Below are 20,373 nucleotides of genomic sequence, written 5' to 3'. Positions count from 1 at the left end.
TCTAAGTCGATAATGAGTACTTTTCCAAATCATTATTTGGCATATTCTTACTTTTTATGTTAAAATGTTTTGAATTATTTGAAATGTACAATAATATCTTTATTTTGTTAATATATATTTTTCATTACACCTCATTTTTCTAGAAAAAATCATCAAATGGATGAATTTTTGGGTAAATCCATTAAATTTTAACCTGTTTTTAACAAAATACCCCACTTTTTAAGGGTTAGGCATTAAAAAGTCACTCTCCATTTTTTAATAGATGAATTTAGTAACTATGCTCTTAGTGCAAGAGTGAAATTGTATTTTACCAAGAGGATAGGTAAGGAAGAATTAATTTTTTGCAGATTTGCATTTCAGCCACCGTTCCTAATTTATTTAGAGCCAGGTTGAAACCTCTTTATAATGTAATACCCCGACTCTAATTACCATTCTATGGCATTAGCACGTTTTAAAGCATTAAGCCTTGCTCAGTCCCGACAGTTGCCCACGGTAAAGGTACCCTCTGAAAAAGTTACGGAGTATTTTGGCAGCTTAACCTTCAATGAAGAAGCCATGCGGTCTCTGTTGAGTCCGGAAACTTTTCAAAGGATCACGAAGTCGATTAAAGAAGGACACAAAATAGACCGCGATACCGCCGATGAAGTGGCCGCCGCCATGAAGTCATGGGCCTTGTCGAAAGGAGCTTCTCACTATACCCATTGGTTTCAGCCTCTGACCGGAACTACTGCCGAAAAGCACGATGCTTTCTTTGATATTGTTCCCGGAACGGGTAAAGCCATTGAGAAATTCAAAGGCTCCGCTCTGGTTCAGCAGGAACCGGATGCCAGTTCATTCCCGAACGGTGGTATTCGCAGTACATTTGAAGCCCGTGGGTATTCAGCCTGGGACTCTTCGTCGCCTGCTTTCATTCTGGAAAACTCCGCAGGTACGTCTACACTTTGTATCCCCAGTGTATTTGTAGCCTATACGGGCGAAGCTCTGGATTACAAAACACCATTACTGAAGTCGATTGAACTCATTGACAAAGCGGCCACGAAAGTCATGAGTGAGTATTTCGACCGTAACACCGAAAAAACAATCCCGACGCTGGGAGCAGAGCAGGAATACTTCTTGGTAGATGAAGCTCTGTTTAATGCTCGGCCTGACTTATTAATGGCTGGACGTACCGTTTTCGGGCATTCTCCCGCCAAAGGTCAGCAACTGGAAGATCATTACTTCGGTTCAATCCCTCCTCGCGTGAACGCCTTTATGGTTGATTTCGAGGTGGAAGCTCAGCGTTTAGGTATTCCCGTTCGCACGCGTCATAACGAAGTGGCTCCCGCTCAGTTTGAGGTGGCTCCCACGTTTGAGGAAGTAAATCTGGCTTGTGACCATAACGCCTTATTGATGGACCTGATGCAGAAAATTGCGTCCCGTCACAAATTCAAGGTGTTATTCCACGAAAAGCCATTCGCCGGAATTAACGGTTCAGGGAAACATAATAACTGGTCATTGGCGACAGATACGGGTATTAACGTATTGGGTCCCAGCACAAAACCCAAAGAAAGCCTGCGTTTTGTTAGTTTCCTGGTCTGCGTAGTAAAGGCCGTACACGACCACGCCGATCTTTTACGGGCAACCATTGCTACGGCGGGTAACGAACACCGTCTCGGAGCCAATGAAGCACCTCCGGCCATCATGTCGGTATTCCTGGGTTCTGAATTAAGCCGAGTGATTGATACCATCGAGAACATGCCTCTAATGACCGAGTTCAAGCTCGAAAAAGGAGATAACGTGTATCTGAAACTGGGTATTAATAAAGTTCCTTCGTTGTTACTCGATAACACCGACCGTAATCGTACGTCGCCCTTCGCTTTCACGGGTAACAAATTTGAATTCAGAGCCGTAGGTTCTTCGGCAAACTCGGCGTCTGCCATGACGATTCTGAATACGATCGTTGCTGATCAGTTAATTCAGTTCCGTAAGGATGTCGATGAGTTAATTAATACCGACCTGAAGAAAGAGCTGGCGATTGTTGAAGTATTGAAAAAATACATTACCTCTTCTAAACGCATCATTTTCGAAGGAAACGGTTACTCGGATGACTGGGTAGTAGAAGCCGAACGTCGTGGGCTCTCAAACATTCGTTCAGCTCCAGAAGCTCTGGCGGTTTATACTCGAAAAGAAGTAGTTGACCTCTTTGAAAAATACGGAATCTTTACGGAGAAAGAACTGCACGCCCGTTACGAAATCGAGCTGGAGAATTACATCAAGAAAATTCAGATTGAATCCCGCGTCATTGGTGATCTGGCCATTAACCACATTATCTCCACGGCTCTGAAGTATCAGACCAAACTGGTGGAAAACGTGAAAGGTCAGAAAGACATCGGCATCGAAGAGAAGTATTACGCTCCAACGGTAGAAACGATCAAACGTATTGCAGAACATACGGCTCAGATTCAGATTCTGGTGGATGAAATGACTGAAGCCCGTAAAAAGGCAAATGCCATTACCGACAGCGAAGAACAGGCCAGACTTTACGGAACTGAAGTGAAGGATTACTTCGAAAAAATTCGTTATAACGTCGATAAGCTGGAACTAATCGTGGATGACGACGAATGGCCACTGGTGAAATACCGTGAGCTTTTAATGCTTCGCTAATTCGCTTTTTAGTTAAAAAATAGGAAAAAGCCCGCAGACATTGCGGGCTTTTTTTTCGTACTTTGGCTTTCAAACCAATGCATAACTAATATGCCGACTGCAGAAAACTCCGGCTACGACTCATCAGCTATTCAGCAATTGAAAGAAGAAATCCGCCAGGGCGGCCATTCTTTTGTTTACACCGAAGACCCTGATCTGGACGAACCCATGGGAGATGAATATGCTCACTTTCAATTTGTTGGCAACCATGAAGGGAAGGAAGTGATTTTTGACGCGGTGTTATACACGCTTCGCCTGCACCACAGTAGTCTGGTGTACGAAGAAGCGGAACGCCGGGCCACGCAGGAACACCCACTCTACGTTCCTATTGATCAGCGTGATGAAACCTATCAGGCTAATGATGAGATTGACGAAGAAGTGGAATTACTGATTACGGAAATTATTGAAGAGATTGAGGAAAACGAGGAAATCAAAGTAACCGAGCACTTGGAAACGGAAGTAAACCCCGAAGAAGGTACGGTTGAGCTGGACGTTTGCCTGAATGTAGAGGTATTGAACGACCAGGTGATTGAGCAATTCGTTTCAGAATTCACGTCAGGGCAGTTAGAGCTGGACCCTACATTGTATTCCTTCCACAGTCTGGACGAAGAGGAATAATCCTTATTAGTATGGATCAGTGAATGGTGACACTGATCATCATTCACTGATTACTAGAGCATGCATTTATTTTTTGAATCAGAAATTCAGGAACACCTGTATCTATCGGAAGAAGAGTCACGTCACGCCGTGAAAGTATTGCGATTGGGTACGGGCGATATTATAAAAATTGTTGATGGCAAAGGGAGTTTTTACGAGGCAGCAATCGTAAACCCTAATCCCAAACGCTGCTCTGTACAGATTCGGTCCGAACAACGGGAAGAGACACGTCCGTATTCGATCCATCTGGCGATTACGCCAACTAAAGATTTGGATCGGATTGAATGGATGCTGGAAAAATGCGTGGAAGTGGGCGTTAGCCGCGTAAGCTTTATTCTAACCAAACGTACGGACGAACGTTACTGGAAGGGCAAATCTATTAATCTGGAACGCTTGCAGAAAATTGCCGTTTCTGCCCTGAAACAATCCCTGAACTTGACTTTACCAGCGGTAGAAGGGCTTGTTCCATGGAAGGATTTTCTGAATCAGGTAAGGTTAGGTAGTCAGAAGTTCATAGCTCACCTGGAAGATGATGACCGGAAATTGCTGAAAACGGAAATCATTCCGGGTAAAGATTACGTTATATTGATCGGACCGGAGGGAGACTTTACCGCTTCGGAAATTGAAGAGGCAAAAAGGGCTGGGTTTCTGTCGGTGAGTTTAGGAAACAGTCGCTTACGAACCGAAACGGCGGGCCTTATAGCCGTACACACGCTTGATTTGATGAATCAGTAAAGCCTATGAATCTGAAACGGATTGCTGGAAATGTGTTGATTATCATCTGCTTGATGAGTCTGAATACCTGGGCTCAGCAGGCTTCGCTACGAATTGCCCGCTTGAAATACGGGGGGGGGGCGATTGGTATGGTAATAAAACTTCATTACCCAATCTGATCAAATTCTGCAATCAGAACTTGAAAACCAATCTGGCGGCGGAGGAAGATATTGTTGAGCCGGGGAGTCCTGAACTCTTTAATTACCCCTTTGTGCACATGACTGGGCATGGGAATGTAGTATTCACTGAATCCGAAGCTCAAAATATACGTAAGTATCTGATAGCGGGAGGATTCCTGCATATTGACGATAACTACGGACTGGAAAAGTTCGTCCGTAGAGAAATGAAAAAAGTTTTTCCTGAGCTAAATTTTGTCGAGTTACCTTTTAATCATCCCCTATACAAGGCGAAGTTTCCTTTTCCCGCGGGCTTACCCAAAGTGCACGAACACGATGGCAAGTCGCCGCAGGGCTGGGGATTAATCTGGCAGGGAAAACTGGTCTGTTTCTTTAGTTACGAATGTGACTTAGGAAATGGCTGGGAAGATCAAAGTGTGTATAACGACCCCGAAACCGTGCGGCAGCAAGCCTTGCGAATGGGAGCCAATTTGGTTTATTACGCCATGACCACTTTATAATTCTGGAAATGTATAGTATGAAAAATTTTTTGAATATTTTATAAACATTTGCAACTATCCTGCTAAAGCTGGAGTTTGATTCTTAACTTTGTCACTGGTACAATTTTAATTCTGCCGAAATGCAACTAATTATTCCAACATTTATTATTCACTGGTACCTGTCGCTGTTCAGCCAGACCTTCTTTTTGCATCGTTACTCTGCTCATAAGATGTTTACGATGAATAAGTTTTGGGAACGCTTCTTCTACTTGCTTACGTACATCTCGCAAGGTTCGAGTTACCTGAGTCCTAAAGGGTATGCGATCCTTCACCGGATGCACCACGCGTTTAGCGATGGTCCAAGAGATCCTCACTCACCTCACAACTCAAGCAACGCTTTCACGATGATGTGGAAGACGAAAGACATTTATAACGCGATTCTTTTTGGTAAAACCAAAATTGAACCACAATTTGATCGTAACTATCCTTACTGGAACACCATTGAGAAAATCGGTGATTCATGGATTTCCCGCATCGGCTGGGGTACGGCTTATTCTTTGGTTTACATTGCTGCTTTCATCTGGTTTGATATGCACTGGGCGTTTTTCTTCCTGTTGCCTATTCACTTCCTGATGGGCCCCGTTCACGGTGCAATCGTAAACTGGAGTGGTCACAAATACGGTTACCAGAACTACGATAACAACGATAAGTCTCGTAACTCACTGATTCTGGATTTCCTGATGATGGGTGAATTATTCCAGAACAACCACCACAAGTTACCTAACCAGGTAAACTTTGCTTCAAAATGGTTTGAATTTGATCCTACCTATCCGGTAATCAAGACGCTCCACTGGATGCGTATCATCCGCTTGAAGCCTGTCAAAGCTAAAGAATTACAGGAAGTGGAAGCTTAATTAAAAAGTTACCAATAAAAAAAGGACGATTCGTATGAGTCGTCCTTTTTTATTGGAATAATCGAGAGGTTATAAGTGAACTCTTCTATTTGCCTTACGCAGTCGCTCGGCTCTAGCCGAGTGACTGCGGGGGATTTTCGAGTAGAGACGCGACTTTATCGCGTCTGGGTAAGAGGCGATTTTTACCTTACGCCGTGGTTGGTGTTTCACTAATTACTGTTTGCGTGCAAATGATTGGTGGGACACCAGCCGTGGCGGGGAGAATCAGACCCTACGTTTACCTTTACGCCGTGGTTGGTGTCTCACCAACCACTATTTGCATACAAATGATTGGGGTAATGATGAGACACCAGCTATAGCATAAACCGACGCTAAGCTATTTCTTCTACAAAACCTCCTGGTAGTAATAGCCTGATTTAGATCAGCTTGCGGTTTGGATCGAAGTTTTCCAGATAATCTGACACTCGTTTGACAAACTGACCTCCCAGTGAGCCATCAACAATGCGGTGATCATAAGAGTGAGAGATAAACATCTTTTGACGGATCGCAATTACATCACCTTCGGGCGTTTCGATGACTGCTGGTTTTTTCTGAATAACGCCAAAAGCCATGATTGCTACCTGAGGTTGCAGAATGATAGGTGTCCCCATGATGTTTCCAAAAGAACCGATGTTTGAAACGGTATAGGTTCCATCTACCAGATCTTCCGCCTTGAGTTTGTTCTCACGAGCCCGCTTCGTCAAATCGTTGATCTTCTTGGTTAAGCCAACCAGATTGTATTGATCCGCGTTATGAATCACAGGAACGATCAGATTACCATTGGGAAGAGCAACGGCCATACCTACGTTAACCGCTTTCTTGACCAAAATTTTATCTCCTTCGACGGAGCTGTTAATCATCGGAAAATCTTTAATCGCCTTCACCACGGCTTCAATTAATAAAGGCGTGTAGGTCAGATTCTCACCGTATTCTTTCTGAAACTGACCCTTCATCCGATCTCTCCAGCGAGAAAGCGTGGTCATGTCCGTTTCAACGAAGCTGCTTACGTGAGGAGCGATGCGTTTGGAATCCACCATTCGTTCGGCGATAATCTTCCGCATCCGATCCATTTCAACAATCTCTACAGTACCGCTACTAACGCTTACGGGTTTAGGAGCATTGGTGGGAGCTGGCGTTGGTGCCGCAACGGGTTGGGGTGTTTCAGGAGTAGGCTTCTGGGCAGGTCTATTGGTTACGTAATCCAGAATATCATTCTTGGTTACACGACCGTCAGCTCCAGTCCCAGGAATCGCATTGAGCTCTTCCATAGAAATGCCTTCCTTCTCGCAAATAGTGAGAACTAAAGGGGAGTAGTAACGACCCTGAGTAGCGGGTGTTTCGAAACGCGGGCCGAGTGAAGCCGCTGCCGAGTGAACAGAACTTTCCAGGAAACTGGCTACTTCCTCTGGACTGCTGTTTTCATCCAGAGTAGGGGGCTCCGGTTTCGCTTCAGGAGTAGCCACTCCCGTACTTTCCATGCGGCAAATGGGTTTGCCAATAACGGCAACCTGACCTTCCTGAATCAAAATCTCCTTCAAAATACCTGTATGCGTAGAAGGAATTTCGGTATCTACTTTGTCCGTTGCTACTTCCAGCAGAGGCTCATCTATTTCCACGTGATCGCCGGGCTTTTTCAGCCAGGTTAATACGGTTGCTTCGTGGATACTTTCGCCCATGGCAGGCATGAGAATCTCAGTCATAAGAAAACTGTGTTTATAAAACGACGATGAATTCTTGATTCAAAGTCATTTCAGCAATTAATCCAAAGGAATATTGAGCAGAACCTTTCTTAATACATTCAGCAGGGAAATAGCCGACTGATGAATGTTCTGTTCACGGGTTCCTCCGAGGGTGAGCTTTTTGGTAATCGTTTGTTGAGGCGTAGCCAGAGCAATCCAGACGGTACCCACGGGTTTTTCGGCAGTGCCGCCATCAGGGCCAGCTATTCCACTGGTTGCGAGTCCAAAGGTAGTCTGAAAACGTTTACGAACGCCTTCGGCCATTTCACGAATGGTTTCTTCGGAAACTGCTCCGTGAGCAAGGAGCGTTTGTTCTTGAACGCCGAGCGTGTGCATTTTGGCTTCGTTGGAGTAACTTACCACGCCACCTTCAAAATATGCTGAACATCCTGGAACCTTGGTAATCAGGTGAGAAAGGTACCCTCCAGTGCAGCTTTCCGCCGCTGAGAGGCTCTGTCCTGATTTTTTCAGTAACTCAGCAACGACGTCTTCAAATTCATCCGAATCGTAGCCAAAAACGTAGGGCGAAATTAAAGGTAAAACTTTTATTACCTGTTCCTGGACTTCTTTTTCCAGAACATCCACGTTCGTTCCCGTAGCGGTGAGTCGCAGCTTTACCATGCTCATGGAAGGCAGATAAGCCAGCTTGATGTGCGAAGGGAGGGCGTCTTCCCAGGCTTCAATTCGCTCCGCCAGAAAGGACTCCCCAATCCCAATCGTTTTGATCATTTTATGATAAATGACGGGTAATTCGAATGATTGCTTCAGGCGGGGAATGATTTCGTCCGTCATTAAGCCAATCATTTCATGCGGAACGCCAGGTAAGGAAACGAAAATGGTATTACGCTCCTGAAACCACATGCCCGGAGCAGTGCCGCGGGTATTAGGGATGTACGTCGCATTTAAGGGCAGGGCGGCTTGGCCCTTATTAATGTCGGTTATCTCGCGACCTCTTTTCCGGAAAAATTCGGTAACAAATACCAGAGCCTCTTCATGGATAGCCAGACTGGTTCCAAAATATTCGCAAAGGGTTGTTTTCGTGATGTCGTCTTTGGTGGGACCGAGTCCGCCCGTGATAATAACGATGTCCGCTCGTTGTTCGGCCTCGGCCAGAATGCGTAAGATTTCAGACTTATTATCGCCCACGGAGCTTTTTCGAATGGTTCGAACGCCAATGGCTGATAACTCAGCTCCGATCCATTGGGTGTTGGTATCCGTGATTTGTCCAAACAAAATCTCGTCTCCAATCGTAATAATTTCAGCAGTAATGGTATTCATTTTTTCTACGTAAGGAGTCTGTACCAGAAACTAGGAGAGAGGATGACAACATCGTTGATCATCTTCGCTTCATAAAGCTAATCGTAATATCTGGCGGTATGTTTCGATTTTGCTCTAATTTTGCAGCTCAAAACTACATAAAAAGTCTTGACCCAATTTAAAACATCAACCACACGAATCTTTATGAAATCAGTAAAAACATGGGTTGGTAGTCTGTTAGTACTAGCATTGACTACACAAATAGTTCAGGCTCAGACGGATACTACCCAGGCAGCTCCTAAAAAAAGTGGCTGGGGCGGCATTCTTCAAAAGGCTGAAACGATTCTGAATCAAAGTTCCTCGGCAACGGGTTTAGGTTCGGATGAAATTGCCAAAGGTCTTAAGGAAGCTTTAACCGTAGGTATTCGCAATGGTTCCGATCAGGCTTCAAAGACGGATGGTTTCTTTAAAAATTCCTTGATTAAAATTTTATTACCCCCTGAGATTCAGAAGGCTGAAAGTACGTTACGCAGAATTGGTTTAGGAAAACAAGTCGATCAGTTTGTATTAACCCTGAACCGGGGAGCTGAAGACGCGTCGAAGAAAGCATTCCCTATTTTCGTGGATGCGATTACGAAAATGACGATTCCCGATGCCATTAATATATTGAAAGGGGAGAAAAACGCAGCGACGGAATATCTAAAACGTACATCCTTTGATGCTCTTTACAAAGAATTCTCGCCAGTGATTCAGACTTCGATTGAAAAGACGCAGGCCACTAAATATTACGGTACAATCGTAACGAGTTATAATAAATTGCCATTGGTACCTCAGAAATTGAACCCTGATTTGAATGACTACGCCACTCGTAAAGCGATTGATGGGTTATTTAAACTGGTCGAACAGGAGGAAGCGAAAATCCGCGAGAATCCACAGGCCCGGGTGACTGATTTGCTGAAAAAAGTTTTTGGACAGCAGTAGTTAGGTGCTTAGTATAATGTATCCGCTGCCAGCTTTTTTGCTGGCAGTACCTTCCCTGATACTTGACTGGTTGTTGCCAGCAAAAAGCTGACAGCGGTAGAGAAATAGTAACTAATCTCTACAAACAGAACCAACAACTTTCAACAACTAACAAACAACGATAAGGAAGGAACTTATCGAAGGCTTTTGCCCTTTACTAACCTGATTAAATTTTTTGAAACGGGCACGCATGCCATTCATTTATGAAAAAAGCAGAAATCCATTTTGACGTTGAATTAGACGAGAATAACGTTCCCAACAAAATTTACTGGGATGCTTCAGACAACCCAAACGAAGGGCTGAATGACACGCAGGCCGTTTCTATTGCCACCTGGGATCGTTACCACCGGGCAACGATGAAGCTTGATTTATGGACGAAAGACATGGAAGTAGGCGACATGAAGCAATTTTACATTGAAATCATGTCAGGTGTGGCGGATTCTATTATATCAGCCACAGGCGATAAGAAAATGGCCGAGCAAATTCATGACGTTTGCAAAATTCTGAGCCGTACCTAAAGGCTGAACTCGAAGAGTTACAGCGAAATGGCGGTAAATAATTTATAATAGGTAGTTTGATCGTTTGATAAATTTCGCTTTAGCGATGGAAGCGTTAACTTCATTTCTCAAACTTCAAACGATCAAATTTTCCAATCTTTATGCGGAAACTCAGTTGGGTTTTAGCCTTTCTTATTACCAGTACTTATGCCTTCGGGCAAGGCGTTAACTTTATTCCGGGTAATCTTCGAACGCCTTTCACCCAGGCGAAGACAAAGGGAAAATTAGTTTTCCTGGAAGTGTATTCGCCTACGTGTCACATCTGCGAGAGTTTTATTCCGACCTTTAAGAATGCTTCCGTAGGGAAAGCATTTAATGATCGGTTTGTGAGTTATAAGCTGGACGTTAATACGCCCGAGGCTCAGGCTTTTCTGGCGAAGCAAAACCTGTTTGTTCCGTCCTTACCTTTATTTCTGTTTTTTGATTCGAACGTGAAGCTCATTCACGCTCAAAGTACTGAAAATGCAGTACAACCCTTAGTCGCTCTGGCTAGTAAGGTGGCAGACCCCAAACAACGGGCTCAAAATTATCAGAATCGTTTTCGGCAGGGAGAACGTAATCCCAGTTTTCTGGCAGACTACGGGTATTTTAGCCGTATTATGAAAGATACGGTGAGTAACATTCAGACCATGCAGGCTTATACGAAAGCACTCAAGCCTGCTGAGTATACGTCGAAAGCCGCGTTTACGGTTATCCAGAAGGTATTACTCGATGCTGAAAATCCCTTGTTTGATTACTTCATGACCCATTTGGCCTTGTATAAGTCGAAATTTCCCGCCGAAGATTTAAAGAAGATCGGTGAGTACATTGTCATGACGACGCTATACTCCAGCCGGGCGGCTACTATGAGTCCCGCACGAATTCAGAAATTAGGGTCTTACTTAAATACGCTGGGATTTGACAGAAAATCAATCGAAAATCGAACACTGATTCCTGAACTGAATGCCTTGATCAAAACCCAGCAATGGGCTCAGGTCATTGACCGGGTCAATCAGTACGAGAAGTTAGGAAGTCCGGGACCCGATGAGTTTACGTATTTGGGAAATTACTTAAAAGGTAAGTCACAGAACCCACAGGTAGTACAGAAAGCAACTATGCTGTTAAGCCGGGGTAGAAGATAACACAAACGGCCCGTCACTGCGGCGTTTGTTATGTACTCTCTTTCTCAATTAAAACTTGAAGTACTCTTTCGCATTGTTGTAACAAATGTTCTGAACCATCTGGCCGAGCCATTCGGTGTCGGCGGGTAACTCCCCGTTTTCAACGTCATTTCCAATCATATTACAAAGAATACGACGGAAATACTCGTGACGAGGGTAGGATAGGAAACTGCGGGAGTCCGTTAGCATTCCTAAGAAGCGACTCAGCAAGCCCATGTTAGACAGAGCGTTGATCTGCTTCTCCATGCCGTCCTTTTGATCCAGAAACCACCAGCCCGAACCCCACTGAATCTTGCCGGGTGTGCTGCCGTCGTTGAAATTACCGATCATCGTCGCAAACACTTCGTTATCGGCTGGATTGAGGTTATAAAGAATGGTCTTGGCCAGTTTATCGTCGTTATCCAGCATGCCCAAGAAGGTGCTTAACGGACGAGCCTGCCCAAAGTCTCCGATGGAATCCCAACCCGTATCAGGACCCAACTGACGAAGCAGCCGGGCATTGTTATTCCGCAAAGCACCGAGGTGATACTGTTGCGTCCAGCCCTTTTCCCAGTCCATGATGGCAAATTCGAGCAACATGGCAGATTTGAACTTCAGACGTTCTTCCACGGAGGGTAACTGTCCGCTGCGGGCTTTAGCAAAAATCGTACGAATTTCGGATTCTGTATACTCAGCGGTGTACATGTGCTCCAGGCCGTGGTCAGACAAGCGACCACCCAAAGAAGCGAAAAAGTCGTGACGCTGGCGGAGAGCCGCTACGTAATCGTCGTACGTACTGATTGAACTATTGGAAACGCCTTCGATTTTGTCGACGTAAGCATTAAAATCCAACGGATCATCAATCGAAAGCATAGCCTTATCGGGACGGAAGGTCGGTAACACTTTGATGTCAAAACCTTCATTCGCCAATTGCTGGTGAAATTTCAGATCGTCCGATGGATCATCCGTTGTACAAACCGTCTCGACGTTCATCCGGCGAAGTAGGTTCCGCACCGTGTAATCCGGCGTATTCAACAAAGCCGTAGCTTCCTCATAAATCTCTTTAGCCGATTGGCCATTCAGAACGCGATCAATGCCAAAATATCGCTGTAACTCCAGGTGAGTCCAGTGATATAAAGGATTTCTCATGGTATAAGGAACCGTTTCGGCCCATTTCTGGAACTTTTCGAAATCGGTTGCGTCCCCGGTGCAATAGCGTTCTGCCACCCCATTCGTCCGCATGGCACGCCACTTATAATGATCGCCATAAAGCCAGATCTGGGTCAAATTTGCAAAGCTTTTATCCGCAGCAATCTGATCGGGAGGAAGATGGCAATGGTAATCGATTATGGGCATTTCTCGTGCATAATCATGATACAGTACACGAGCGGTTTCAGTTTGGAGGAGGAAATCTTCGCTCAGGAACGGCTTAACAGAGAGTAATGTGGCGTTCATACGAATAGCGTTCTTTTCTGTCAAGACCTGACAAATTCACTCTATCCCTCAAAAAAGTTTCAAAATAAATGAAGATCGGCCCGACCCGGGTTATTTCTTCAGTCGCGTAGGCGAACCAAAATGCAATTGCAGGTAATGGGCGGCGTTTTCATCTCCCAACTGAGCGGCCTGCTCCCAGTCGCGACGAGCAGCGTCCATTTGCTGGAGGCGGTAACGGGCTTCGCCCCGAAAACGGAGCACATTCGGATTTTCTGAACGCGAGTGCCAAACGGCCTTATCCAGTTCCAGAAAGGCCTGATCTGATTCGCCGAGTTCTAAATGCGAAAGTCCTTTGTAAAGGAAACATTCCCACTGGGTATTATCGAAAGAAGCGGAATGAGTGAAGTCGTACAGGGCCGAGTAATAGTTGCCGAGGTAATAATTACAAATGCCCCGGTAGAGGTAAGCAATGGCTGATTTAGGATAACGATCTACCAGCAAAAAGAAGTAGGCGTGAGCTTCTTCGTATTGCTTGTTCTTTACCAGATCAATACCCTCACTGAAACGCTTCCGGTCCTTATCGGCGGGCGTGTCATGATCTTCCGTGAAATACCGAATAATCACGTAGGGAATGAATAACAGGATCAGGGCAATCGTTTCCATAGTTTCAATTGGGAAGCTGAGCTAGTTCAGCCTGTAATTTTCTGGGTAAACTGGATTTCACCAAGTCGTAGGAATGGTTGGTTAATTCCTTAATGAGCGTATCTGAACTTCCCACAGGACTCGTAACGGTATTCCAGTGTTTTTTATTCATGTGATACCCCGGCTGAATCCAGTCATATTGCTCCCGTAACTCCAATGCCCTTTCGGGATCGCATTTGAGGTTACAGGAGAATGATTCGGTATCCAATGGGGTTAGGGCAAAAACCTTTCCCATTACCTTATAAACCAAGGTGTCAGGCCCGAAAGGGGTTTCTTCGGTAACGCCCTGCATACGCAGGCAATGCTCACGGAACAATTCTAAATTCACGGGGATGAATTTTTATTAACGAGTAAAAGCCCGTACAATCATCACAATCAAACAAAACAGGAACATCACAATGCTGATCTTGTTGATGCCGTGCATGAGTCTTAAATTGAAGCTATCGGGACGAGAGGGGTCTTTTTTTCCGAAAACGCGAAAAAAATAACGAAAGGCTTCGCCCAGTTGAAATTGTTTTTTAATGCGATTTTCCATGAAATTCGTTTGGTGTTTTGAGTTTGTAGTTTTGAGTTAGAATTCTGAATGATAGAATACTAGCTACCTCAAACTACTTTAATTTACTCTAAAACGGCTTCGGGTTCTTTCCAGACGCCGTCTTCACGCATAAGTTCGATAAGTTCGTCGAGTGCCCGGTCGGCAGGGACGGAGCGTTTGACTACTTCCTGACCGCGATAAAGAGCAATCTTGTTTACGCCCATACCTACATAACCGTAATCTGCGTCAGCCATTTCACCGGGGCCGTTAACTATACAACCCATAATCCCGATTTTAATTCCCTTGAGGTGGTCTGTTCTTTGTCGAATTCGAGCCGTAGTGTCCTGTAAATCGAATAGCGTACGTCCACAAGACGGGCAGGAGATATACTCCGTTTTGCTCATCCGGGTACGGGCCGCCTGCAAAATCCCAAACGCCAGTGAGTTTAAAAATTTAGCGTTGTTTTTGTGGTGATCAGCCGAATCAGTCTGTTTTATTAACAAGCCATCGCCTAAGCCATCTACCAGTAAACCCCCACAATCCGTGGCCGCGTAAAGCGTAGTTTGATCTACGGAATCACTGTGTTGCGTCCACTGGGTTACTACGGGCAAATGAATGCGATGTTGGGCTAATTTGAAGAACAAACGACGAAGCTCGGCCATCGCGTGCGTATTCTTCGTTTCAATAACCAGAATGGCGTAAGGATCTTCCTGTAAGTAATTCAGAATATCTCCTTCGCAATCGCTGATTTGTAGTTTTATAAAATGAGTAGCCTGTAAAACGCTGCCATTCAGAATAGTAATGAGGTATTCCTCTTTAGTTAGTAGAGGATAAGTTCGACTCTGATCCTTGAGGGTATTCCAGGTTGTATAATCAATGATTTCTTTCAGGCCATTGGGTAACATGAAAGGAACGGGCCGGGCACCGGAATAGATATAATCGGCTCCGAGGTCGTTCATCGCCCATTTATCGGTAGCAGGTAAATAGAAATGCCCGATGGGTTGTAAATCAGCGGGTTCGCTGATGTCGATTTGAGAATAATCGGCAATTACCCGGGGTACATTTTTCCCGCCAAAGTTTTCAACTTCAGCCGTTATCCGACGCGAGTAACTATAAGGATCGATGGGTAATACGTCAATCGGTTCGATGAAGGAAGCGGTTTCGCTGCGGTTGTTATAACGATCAACCAGCGTACGAGCCACGGGAATTTCAAATTCAGGATCTTCCGTTAAGCTTACCCGAACGGTATCTCCCAGACCATCTTCGAGAAGCGTACCGATGCCCATGGCCGATTTGGTACGCCCGTCTTCGCCTTCCCCTGCTTCAGTTACCCCTAAGTGTAGTGGGTAAGGGTTGAGTTTTTCCTCCTGTAACTTTTTGGATAACAAGCGATATGCCTCGACCATTACTTGAGGATTGGAAGACTTCATGGAGATAACGATATTCGTAAAGTTCTCATCTTCACAAATCCGTAAGAATTCCAGAGCCGACTCTACCATCCTACCGGGGTGTCGCCGTAACGACTCATAATCCGGTCGGATAAAGAACCATGGTTGGTTCCAATTCGCATGGCGGTGCCGTATTCCTTACAAATCCGAACCAGGGGTATGAATTTATCGCGAATCCGCTGAATTTCATCCTGATACGCCTGTTCGGTATAATCAATGATTTCGAAACGCTTTTTATCGGCGTAGTTACCGGGGTTAATCCGCACTTTTTCAACGAGACGAGCAGCTAACTCGGCAGCGTTGGGGGTAAAGTGAATATCCGCACAAATCGGAGTATGGTAACCCCGACGATTCAGTTCTTTTCGAATATTATCTAAATTCTGAGCTTCTTTCACACTCGGAGCGGTAATACGCACGAGTTCACACCCGGCTTCAATCATGCGGATGGATTGTTCCACCGAACCCAGGGTATCCATCGTGTCTACAGTAGTCATGGACTGAACACGAATGGGGTAATCAGAGCCCATCCAGAGATCTCCCACGCGAACCTGTGTGGTGGGTCGGCGGGTATAGGAAGTTAATGATTGACTATAGGATGGGCCAGCTGCCATGGAATCAGGCATTTGAAATTCCGATTTTACTTGCATGTACTTAGATAAAAGCTCGTCCTGCAAAGGTAGTGGGGGGCAGGCGTATCCGCGAGTTATTTACTAAAAATATACCTGAATCTTAACGATCAAAACAGAAGAAATGTTCGATAGACACTTTGCAAATATTACCTCTGATTCATCAATTTCTTGTAGTAATGCTATAGAATGAATATTCGACCTTACGTAATAAATTACACGTTAATGAAAAAAGGCTATTTGAGGAATCTCAAATAGCCTTTTCTATAATTACTCTAGCCGTAGCTTACCAGGACTGTTTCTTGTGACCAATCAGGGCATAGAACAGGATGTACGCATACAAAGGGATAAGAAGTCCGTAGGCTAATTGAGGACTTACGGTATCAGTGAGGTAGCCATGAATAAGAGGAAGTAAAGCTCCACCCGTAATACCCATAATTAATAGTGCTGAAGCCAGCTTAGTAAATTTACCTAGTTTATTTAGGGCCAGAGGCCAGATGGCAGGCCAGATAGGGGCGTTGGCGAAACCAATTAAAGCAACACATAACACAGAGGTAAAGCCCGTAGTTAGCAATGCGGCAATAGAGAGTATAATGCCTAGGATCGCTCCAATTCGCATGGCAAGTTGCTGAGAAAGAACTTTAGGGATTAAGACAATACCTAGAATATATCCTGCCAGCATGCCATACAGGGTGTAGGCCGTAAAATACTTTGCTTCGTCGCTTGAAAACCCAATTGATAAGCCATAGTTAATGATGGTATCTCCTGAGATTACTTCTGCTCCCACGTAACAGAACAAAGCCAGAATGCCTAAGACAAGATTAGGAAATTGCCAGACGCTGGTACGAGTTGTGGTTACGTGTTCAGTAATATCATCATCATCTTCTTCAGATACTTCAGGAAGATTAGAGAAACGAATCCAGATAGCCAGAACTATCAATACACCCGTTAAAATCATATATGGTGTTACTACTTTTTCAAGTGTGGCCGAACTATCCGTAGTAGCATTCGATAACAAAAGACTACCGAAAATAAGCTGGCTAGTAATACCCGCCAGTTTATTAGCTACCCCCATAAAACTAATACGCTGAGCCGCACTTTCACGAGGGCCCAGGATGGTTACATAGGGATTTGAAGCAGTTTGTAGAATAGTTAACCCAATTCCAATCAGAAATAAACCAACGAGAAACAAAGGATAGGAAAGGGTTTTAGCCGCCGGAACAAAAATTAAGGTACCAACGGCCATGGTAACTAGGCCAAAAGACATGCCCATTTTAAAGCCCGTTTTCTTCAGTAACCAAGAAGAAGGAATGGCCATCAGAGCATAGGAGATAAAAAAGGAAGTGGCAACGAGGTTAGACGAGAACGTACTGAGTTGAAAAGCATTTTTGAAAAAGACAATCAACACGCTGTTTACCCACGTCACGAAGCCGAAAATGAAAAACAGTACACCAATAATAATCAATGGGCCCAGGTACGACTGCTGCGGTTTAGCTGTTTGAGACATAGAAAGTTAGATATAGAATAGGGAGTGTAAGTGCGTTAAGCAGTTGATAAAAGTTCGTGAATTTATAAATAATTTTAATAATTACCTGCATCCAAATGATTGATCTACCAAATATGGTTTGGATTTTATTACAAAAAAGAGGGTAAGCAATTAGTTTTTAAGGGATATGGGCAAATTTTACTGAAAAATGATTCGCAAAACCTTCTGGTTGGAACAATTCATCTGACTCATCTTCACCCAAGACTTTTTTGCTTTTTATCGAAAGAAAGGAACATTTGTTCAAAGAGTTCAGTTTCTTTGACACAAGAATTGCTCTTTCCTCGAATGGCCGGGCGTTGCTGACAAACTTTCAGACGGCCTCCCATTCAAAGAAACACTAGTAGACAGAAGCCTGTACCTTATGGAAGAAAAGAGAGTTGCCGTGTTCCGAAAGGAACATTTTAATGCTGCTCATCGACTGCATAATCCCAACTGGTCGGATGAAAAAAATAAAGCAGTATTTGGCCTCTGCAATAATCCGAATTATCACGGGCACAACTATGAACTTATTGTGCAGGTGACGGGCTCTGTTGACCCGGAAACCGGATATGTTGTCGATTTAAAATATTTGTCCGATTTAATCAAAACGCACGTGAGTGATCGTTTTGACCACCAGAACTTAAATCTGGACACTGAAGAATTCGCTCAACTCAACCCAACGGCTGAGAATATAGCCATTGTTATCTACGACAAGCTTCGGGCCGAGCTCGATTCAAAGCTTGACTTAAAAATTCGTCTGTATGAAACCGAACGAAATTTCGTTGAATACCCTGTTGTCGGATACTAAGATTACGTTTTCTGATGAAGAACTGGGGGAAGACCACATTGCTACCTCCGTTGATACGCCCCTTCGGGCCGACGCCTTTGAATTGTCCGATGATGAAAAAATCGAAAAGATTCAGGAGCATTTTCGCGAAATCATGTTGACGTTAGGTCTTGATTTGAATGATGATAGCCTGAAAGGTACGCCCAAGCGAGTAGCCAAAATGTACGTAAAGGAAATTTTTAGTGGTTTAGACCCTAAAAACTACCCTTCTACGACGCTTTTTGATAACAAGTATCGCTATCAGGAGATGCTTGTGGAGCGGGACATCCAGTTTTATTCTAACTGTGAGCACCATTTTGTGCCAATTATGGGAAAAGCTCACGTGGCCTATATCTCGAACGGTAAGGTCATTGGTCTCTCGAAACTGAACCGTCTGGTGCAGCACTTTGCTAAACGTCCACAGGTTCAGGAACGGATGACGATGCAGATTGCTCGTGAATTACAACGTGTATTAGGGACAGAAGACGTAGCAGTAGTCGTGGACGCCAAACACCTTTGCGTTTCGATGCGGGGTATTGAAGATCCTACTTCTTCCACCGTTACCTCTTTCTACGGAGGTAAGTTTGAGGAAGAAAGCAGAAAGCAGGAATTCCTGAAATACTTACAGCTTTAATGCTTATACAGCTAGCCATAGGTTCAAACCTATCGGGATGTTCGTGTGCTCGTTAGCTGTGGTTTAAGAATTTTATATACAAAAAACGCCTCCAAGAAGTACCTAACTTTCTGGAGGCGTTTTTTGTTAATTAGCAGAGGGTTAATCCCTGACCTACTGCTGGTTATCGGCTTTGTTCTCATCCAGTGCCAGAAGGAAATGTTTCTGATTTAACACCAGATTTTCCCTATTCCACTTGATCTCTTTCATGCAGGGATACTGACGTACGGGACAGTTTTTCAACTGACAATGATGACAACAGGCGGGCAAACAGGGGTCTACGTGAATGAACACTTCAACTCTGGAGTTAAATTCCAGGTCAATAATAGCTTCCACTTCATGCACGGCTGTGTGTACCTTTTCCAGATCCCAGTAATACGGTAAGGTCAGGTGACAGTCAATGTGCAAATCGGCTCCGTAATGCTGGATTCTGAGGTTATGGATGTCAATCCAGTATTCTTTCCGGTGCTCTTTCAGAATTTCTACGACTCGCTTCACGGTGGCATCGTCTGCTTCGTCCATTAAACCCGCTGCCGATTTTCGGGCAATTTGGAATCCATTGAAAATCAGAATTACGCCAAACACAATCGATATCAGGCGGTCGAGCCAGAGGAAGCCGGATAACAAAACCAGGCCGATTCCGAAAAGCAGGATTAAAGTTGAAAACGCGTCGAGTTGTAAGTGCTTTCCGTCGGCAATAAGCGAAGGAGAGGACTGCTTTTCGCCTTCTTTCTGAACGTAATAACCCACGGCATAATTAACCACCATCGTGATGGCGACGAGTAACATCCCCGTGTCGAGTTCCTGAAGGGGTTCAGGGTAAATCCACTGACGAATGGCCTGAATAATGATGAAAATTCCCGCAAGCAGAATCAGAACGCCTTCGAGTCCTGCCGAGAAGAATTCAATTTTACCGTGACCGTAAGGGTGATTTAAATCGCTGGGCTGGGAGGCCAGATAGACGCTGTAGGTAGCAAATCCGCTGGCAAGTACGTTGACAATAGATTCCAGAGCATCCGATAAAATGGCACTGGAACCCGTCAGCCACCAGGCTACAAACTTGAGTAGCATCAAAACGACACTTACCCCAAAAGATAACCAGATGAGCTGCTGTTTTTTACTTAATGACATGGCTTTAACAAAAAAATGCCCCCGTTCGTAAACTTGGGCGTGCAAAATTAAGGATTTAAATGCCGGAACCGCAGTCATG

The 20,373-nt window shown here is 44.5% G+C and carries 19 protein-coding genes and 1 pseudogene; 10 read left to right on the top strand and 10 right to left on the bottom strand.

All coding sequences use genetic code 11. From position 1 onward, the window contains the following. Window positions 1-435: 435 nt before the first annotated feature. The 5 genes and pseudogenes from BWI96_RS00800 to BWI96_RS00780 all read left to right on the top strand — a co-directional run bounded on the left by BWI96_RS00800 (window position 436) and on the right by BWI96_RS00780 (window position 5,643). The gene (locus tag BWI96_RS00800; RefSeq protein WP_106634807.1) at window positions 436-2,643 is read left to right on the top strand and encodes a glutamine synthetase III; all 2,208 of its coding nucleotides are present in this window, start codon (window positions 436-438) and stop codon (window positions 2,641-2,643) included. A 90-nt stretch (window positions 2,644-2,733) separates the two neighbouring features. Continuing rightward, the gene (locus tag BWI96_RS00795) at window positions 2,734-3,300 is read left to right on the top strand and encodes a hypothetical protein (protein WP_106634806.1); all 567 of its coding nucleotides are present in this window, start codon (window positions 2,734-2,736) and stop codon (window positions 3,298-3,300) included. A 60-nt stretch (window positions 3,301-3,360) separates the two neighbouring features. After that, a complete protein-coding gene (locus tag BWI96_RS00790; protein ID WP_106634805.1) occupies window positions 3,361-4,074 on the top strand; it encodes a 16S rRNA (uracil(1498)-N(3))-methyltransferase in 714 nt (237 codons plus the stop codon). Between the two features lie 53 nt (window positions 4,075-4,127). Beyond that, window positions 4,128-4,750 (top strand): annotated as a pseudogene (locus tag BWI96_RS00785) (DUF4159 domain-containing protein). A 119-nt stretch (window positions 4,751-4,869) separates the two neighbouring features. Continuing rightward, entirely contained in the window at window positions 4,870-5,643 is a 774-nt protein-coding gene (locus BWI96_RS00780; RefSeq protein WP_106634803.1) for an acyl-CoA desaturase, read from the top strand. A gap of 416 nt (window positions 5,644-6,059) precedes the next feature. Here BWI96_RS00780 and BWI96_RS00775 read toward each other — a convergent pair whose 3' ends face one another. Next, on the bottom strand, window positions 6,060-7,382 hold the full coding sequence (locus tag BWI96_RS00775; protein WP_106634802.1) for a dihydrolipoamide acetyltransferase family protein: 1,323 nt from the start codon (window positions 7,380-7,382) through the stop codon (window positions 6,060-6,062). A 57-nt stretch (window positions 7,383-7,439) separates the two neighbouring features. Further along, window positions 7,440-8,699, bottom strand: a complete 1,260-nt coding sequence (locus tag BWI96_RS00770) for a competence/damage-inducible protein A (protein WP_106634801.1) — start codon at window positions 8,697-8,699, stop codon at window positions 7,440-7,442. Window positions 8,700-8,882: 183 nt separating this feature from the next. Here BWI96_RS00770 and BWI96_RS00765 point away from each other — a divergent pair, with 183 nt between their 5' ends. The 3 genes from BWI96_RS00765 to BWI96_RS00755 all read left to right on the top strand — a co-directional run bounded on the left by BWI96_RS00765 (window position 8,883) and on the right by BWI96_RS00755 (window position 11,376). After that, on the top strand, window positions 8,883-9,659 hold the full coding sequence (locus BWI96_RS00765; protein WP_198555105.1) for a DUF4197 domain-containing protein: 777 nt from the start codon (window positions 8,883-8,885) through the stop codon (window positions 9,657-9,659). 242 nt (window positions 9,660-9,901) lie between these two features. Next, on the top strand, window positions 9,902-10,216 hold the full coding sequence (gldC, locus tag BWI96_RS00760) for a gliding motility protein GldC (RefSeq protein WP_106634800.1): 315 nt from the start codon (window positions 9,902-9,904) through the stop codon (window positions 10,214-10,216). A 140-nt stretch (window positions 10,217-10,356) separates the two neighbouring features. Further along, window positions 10,357-11,376, top strand: a complete 1,020-nt coding sequence (locus tag BWI96_RS00755) for a thioredoxin family protein (protein WP_106634799.1) — start codon at window positions 10,357-10,359, stop codon at window positions 11,374-11,376. Between the two features lie 48 nt (window positions 11,377-11,424). Here the strand turns inward: BWI96_RS00755 and uxaC are convergent, their stop codons facing one another. The 7 genes from uxaC to BWI96_RS00725 all read right to left on the bottom strand — a co-directional run bounded on the left by uxaC (window position 11,425) and on the right by BWI96_RS00725 (window position 17,646). Further along, window positions 11,425-12,849 (bottom strand): glucuronate isomerase, encoded by a 1,425-nt coding sequence (uxaC, locus tag BWI96_RS00750; protein WP_106635035.1) that lies wholly within the window; start codon window positions 12,847-12,849, stop codon window positions 11,425-11,427. A gap of 90 nt (window positions 12,850-12,939) precedes the next feature. Next, window positions 12,940-13,491 carry a tetratricopeptide repeat protein gene (locus BWI96_RS00745; protein WP_106634798.1) on the bottom strand — a complete coding sequence of 184 codons (552 nt, stop codon included), beginning with the start codon at window positions 13,489-13,491 and terminating at the stop codon, window positions 12,940-12,942. Between the two features lie 4 nt (window positions 13,492-13,495). Beyond that, window positions 13,496-13,858, bottom strand: a complete 363-nt coding sequence (locus tag BWI96_RS00740) for an MmcQ/YjbR family DNA-binding protein (RefSeq protein ID WP_106634797.1) — start codon at window positions 13,856-13,858, stop codon at window positions 13,496-13,498. Window positions 13,859-13,873: 15 nt separating this feature from the next. After that, window positions 13,874-14,065, bottom strand: a complete 192-nt coding sequence (locus BWI96_RS00735; RefSeq protein WP_106634796.1) for a DUF6728 family protein — start codon at window positions 14,063-14,065, stop codon at window positions 13,874-13,876. Window positions 14,066-14,148: 83 nt separating this feature from the next. Then, a complete protein-coding gene (locus BWI96_RS00730) occupies window positions 14,149-15,564 on the bottom strand; it encodes a flavodoxin-dependent (E)-4-hydroxy-3-methylbut-2-enyl-diphosphate synthase (protein ID WP_369804030.1) in 1,416 nt (471 codons plus the stop codon). Then, window positions 15,558-16,160 carry a flavodoxin-dependent (E)-4-hydroxy-3-methylbut-2-enyl-diphosphate synthase gene (locus tag BWI96_RS23075; protein WP_369804029.1) on the bottom strand — a complete coding sequence of 201 codons (603 nt, stop codon included), beginning with the start codon at window positions 16,158-16,160 and terminating at the stop codon, window positions 15,558-15,560. Before BWI96_RS23075 ends, BWI96_RS00730 begins: the two co-directional genes overlap by 7 nt. A 265-nt stretch (window positions 16,161-16,425) precedes the next feature. After that, window positions 16,426-17,646 carry a sugar MFS transporter gene (locus tag BWI96_RS00725; RefSeq protein ID WP_106634795.1) on the bottom strand — a complete coding sequence of 407 codons (1,221 nt, stop codon included), beginning with the start codon at window positions 17,644-17,646 and terminating at the stop codon, window positions 16,426-16,428. A 400-nt stretch (window positions 17,647-18,046) separates the two neighbouring features. On the opposite strand from BWI96_RS00725, the gene BWI96_RS00720 reads away from it, so the two are divergent. Then, window positions 18,047-18,472: a 6-carboxytetrahydropterin synthase gene (locus BWI96_RS00720; protein WP_106634794.1), complete on the top strand. Its 426-nt coding sequence runs from the start codon at window positions 18,047-18,049 to the stop codon at window positions 18,470-18,472. Then, complete coding sequence (gene folE / locus BWI96_RS00715) at window positions 18,426-19,124, top strand: GTP cyclohydrolase I FolE (RefSeq protein WP_106634793.1); 699 nt, start codon at window positions 18,426-18,428, stop codon at window positions 19,122-19,124. The genes BWI96_RS00720 and folE overlap by 47 nt, the downstream gene beginning before the upstream one ends. A gap of 153 nt (window positions 19,125-19,277) precedes the next feature. Here folE and BWI96_RS00710 read toward each other — a convergent pair whose 3' ends face one another. Further along, on the bottom strand, window positions 19,278-20,294 hold the full coding sequence (locus BWI96_RS00710; protein ID WP_106635034.1) for a cation diffusion facilitator family transporter: 1,017 nt from the start codon (window positions 20,292-20,294) through the stop codon (window positions 19,278-19,280). Between the last annotated feature and the right edge of the window lie 79 nt (window positions 20,295-20,373).

This window comes from Siphonobacter sp. SORGH_AS_0500, from assembly GCF_002838835.1.
Classification (GTDB): domain Bacteria; phylum Bacteroidota; class Bacteroidia; order Cytophagales; family Spirosomataceae; genus Siphonobacter.
The sequence above is the reverse complement of the archived record's forward strand: the minus strand, read 5'-3'. Positions and strand labels throughout refer to the sequence as shown.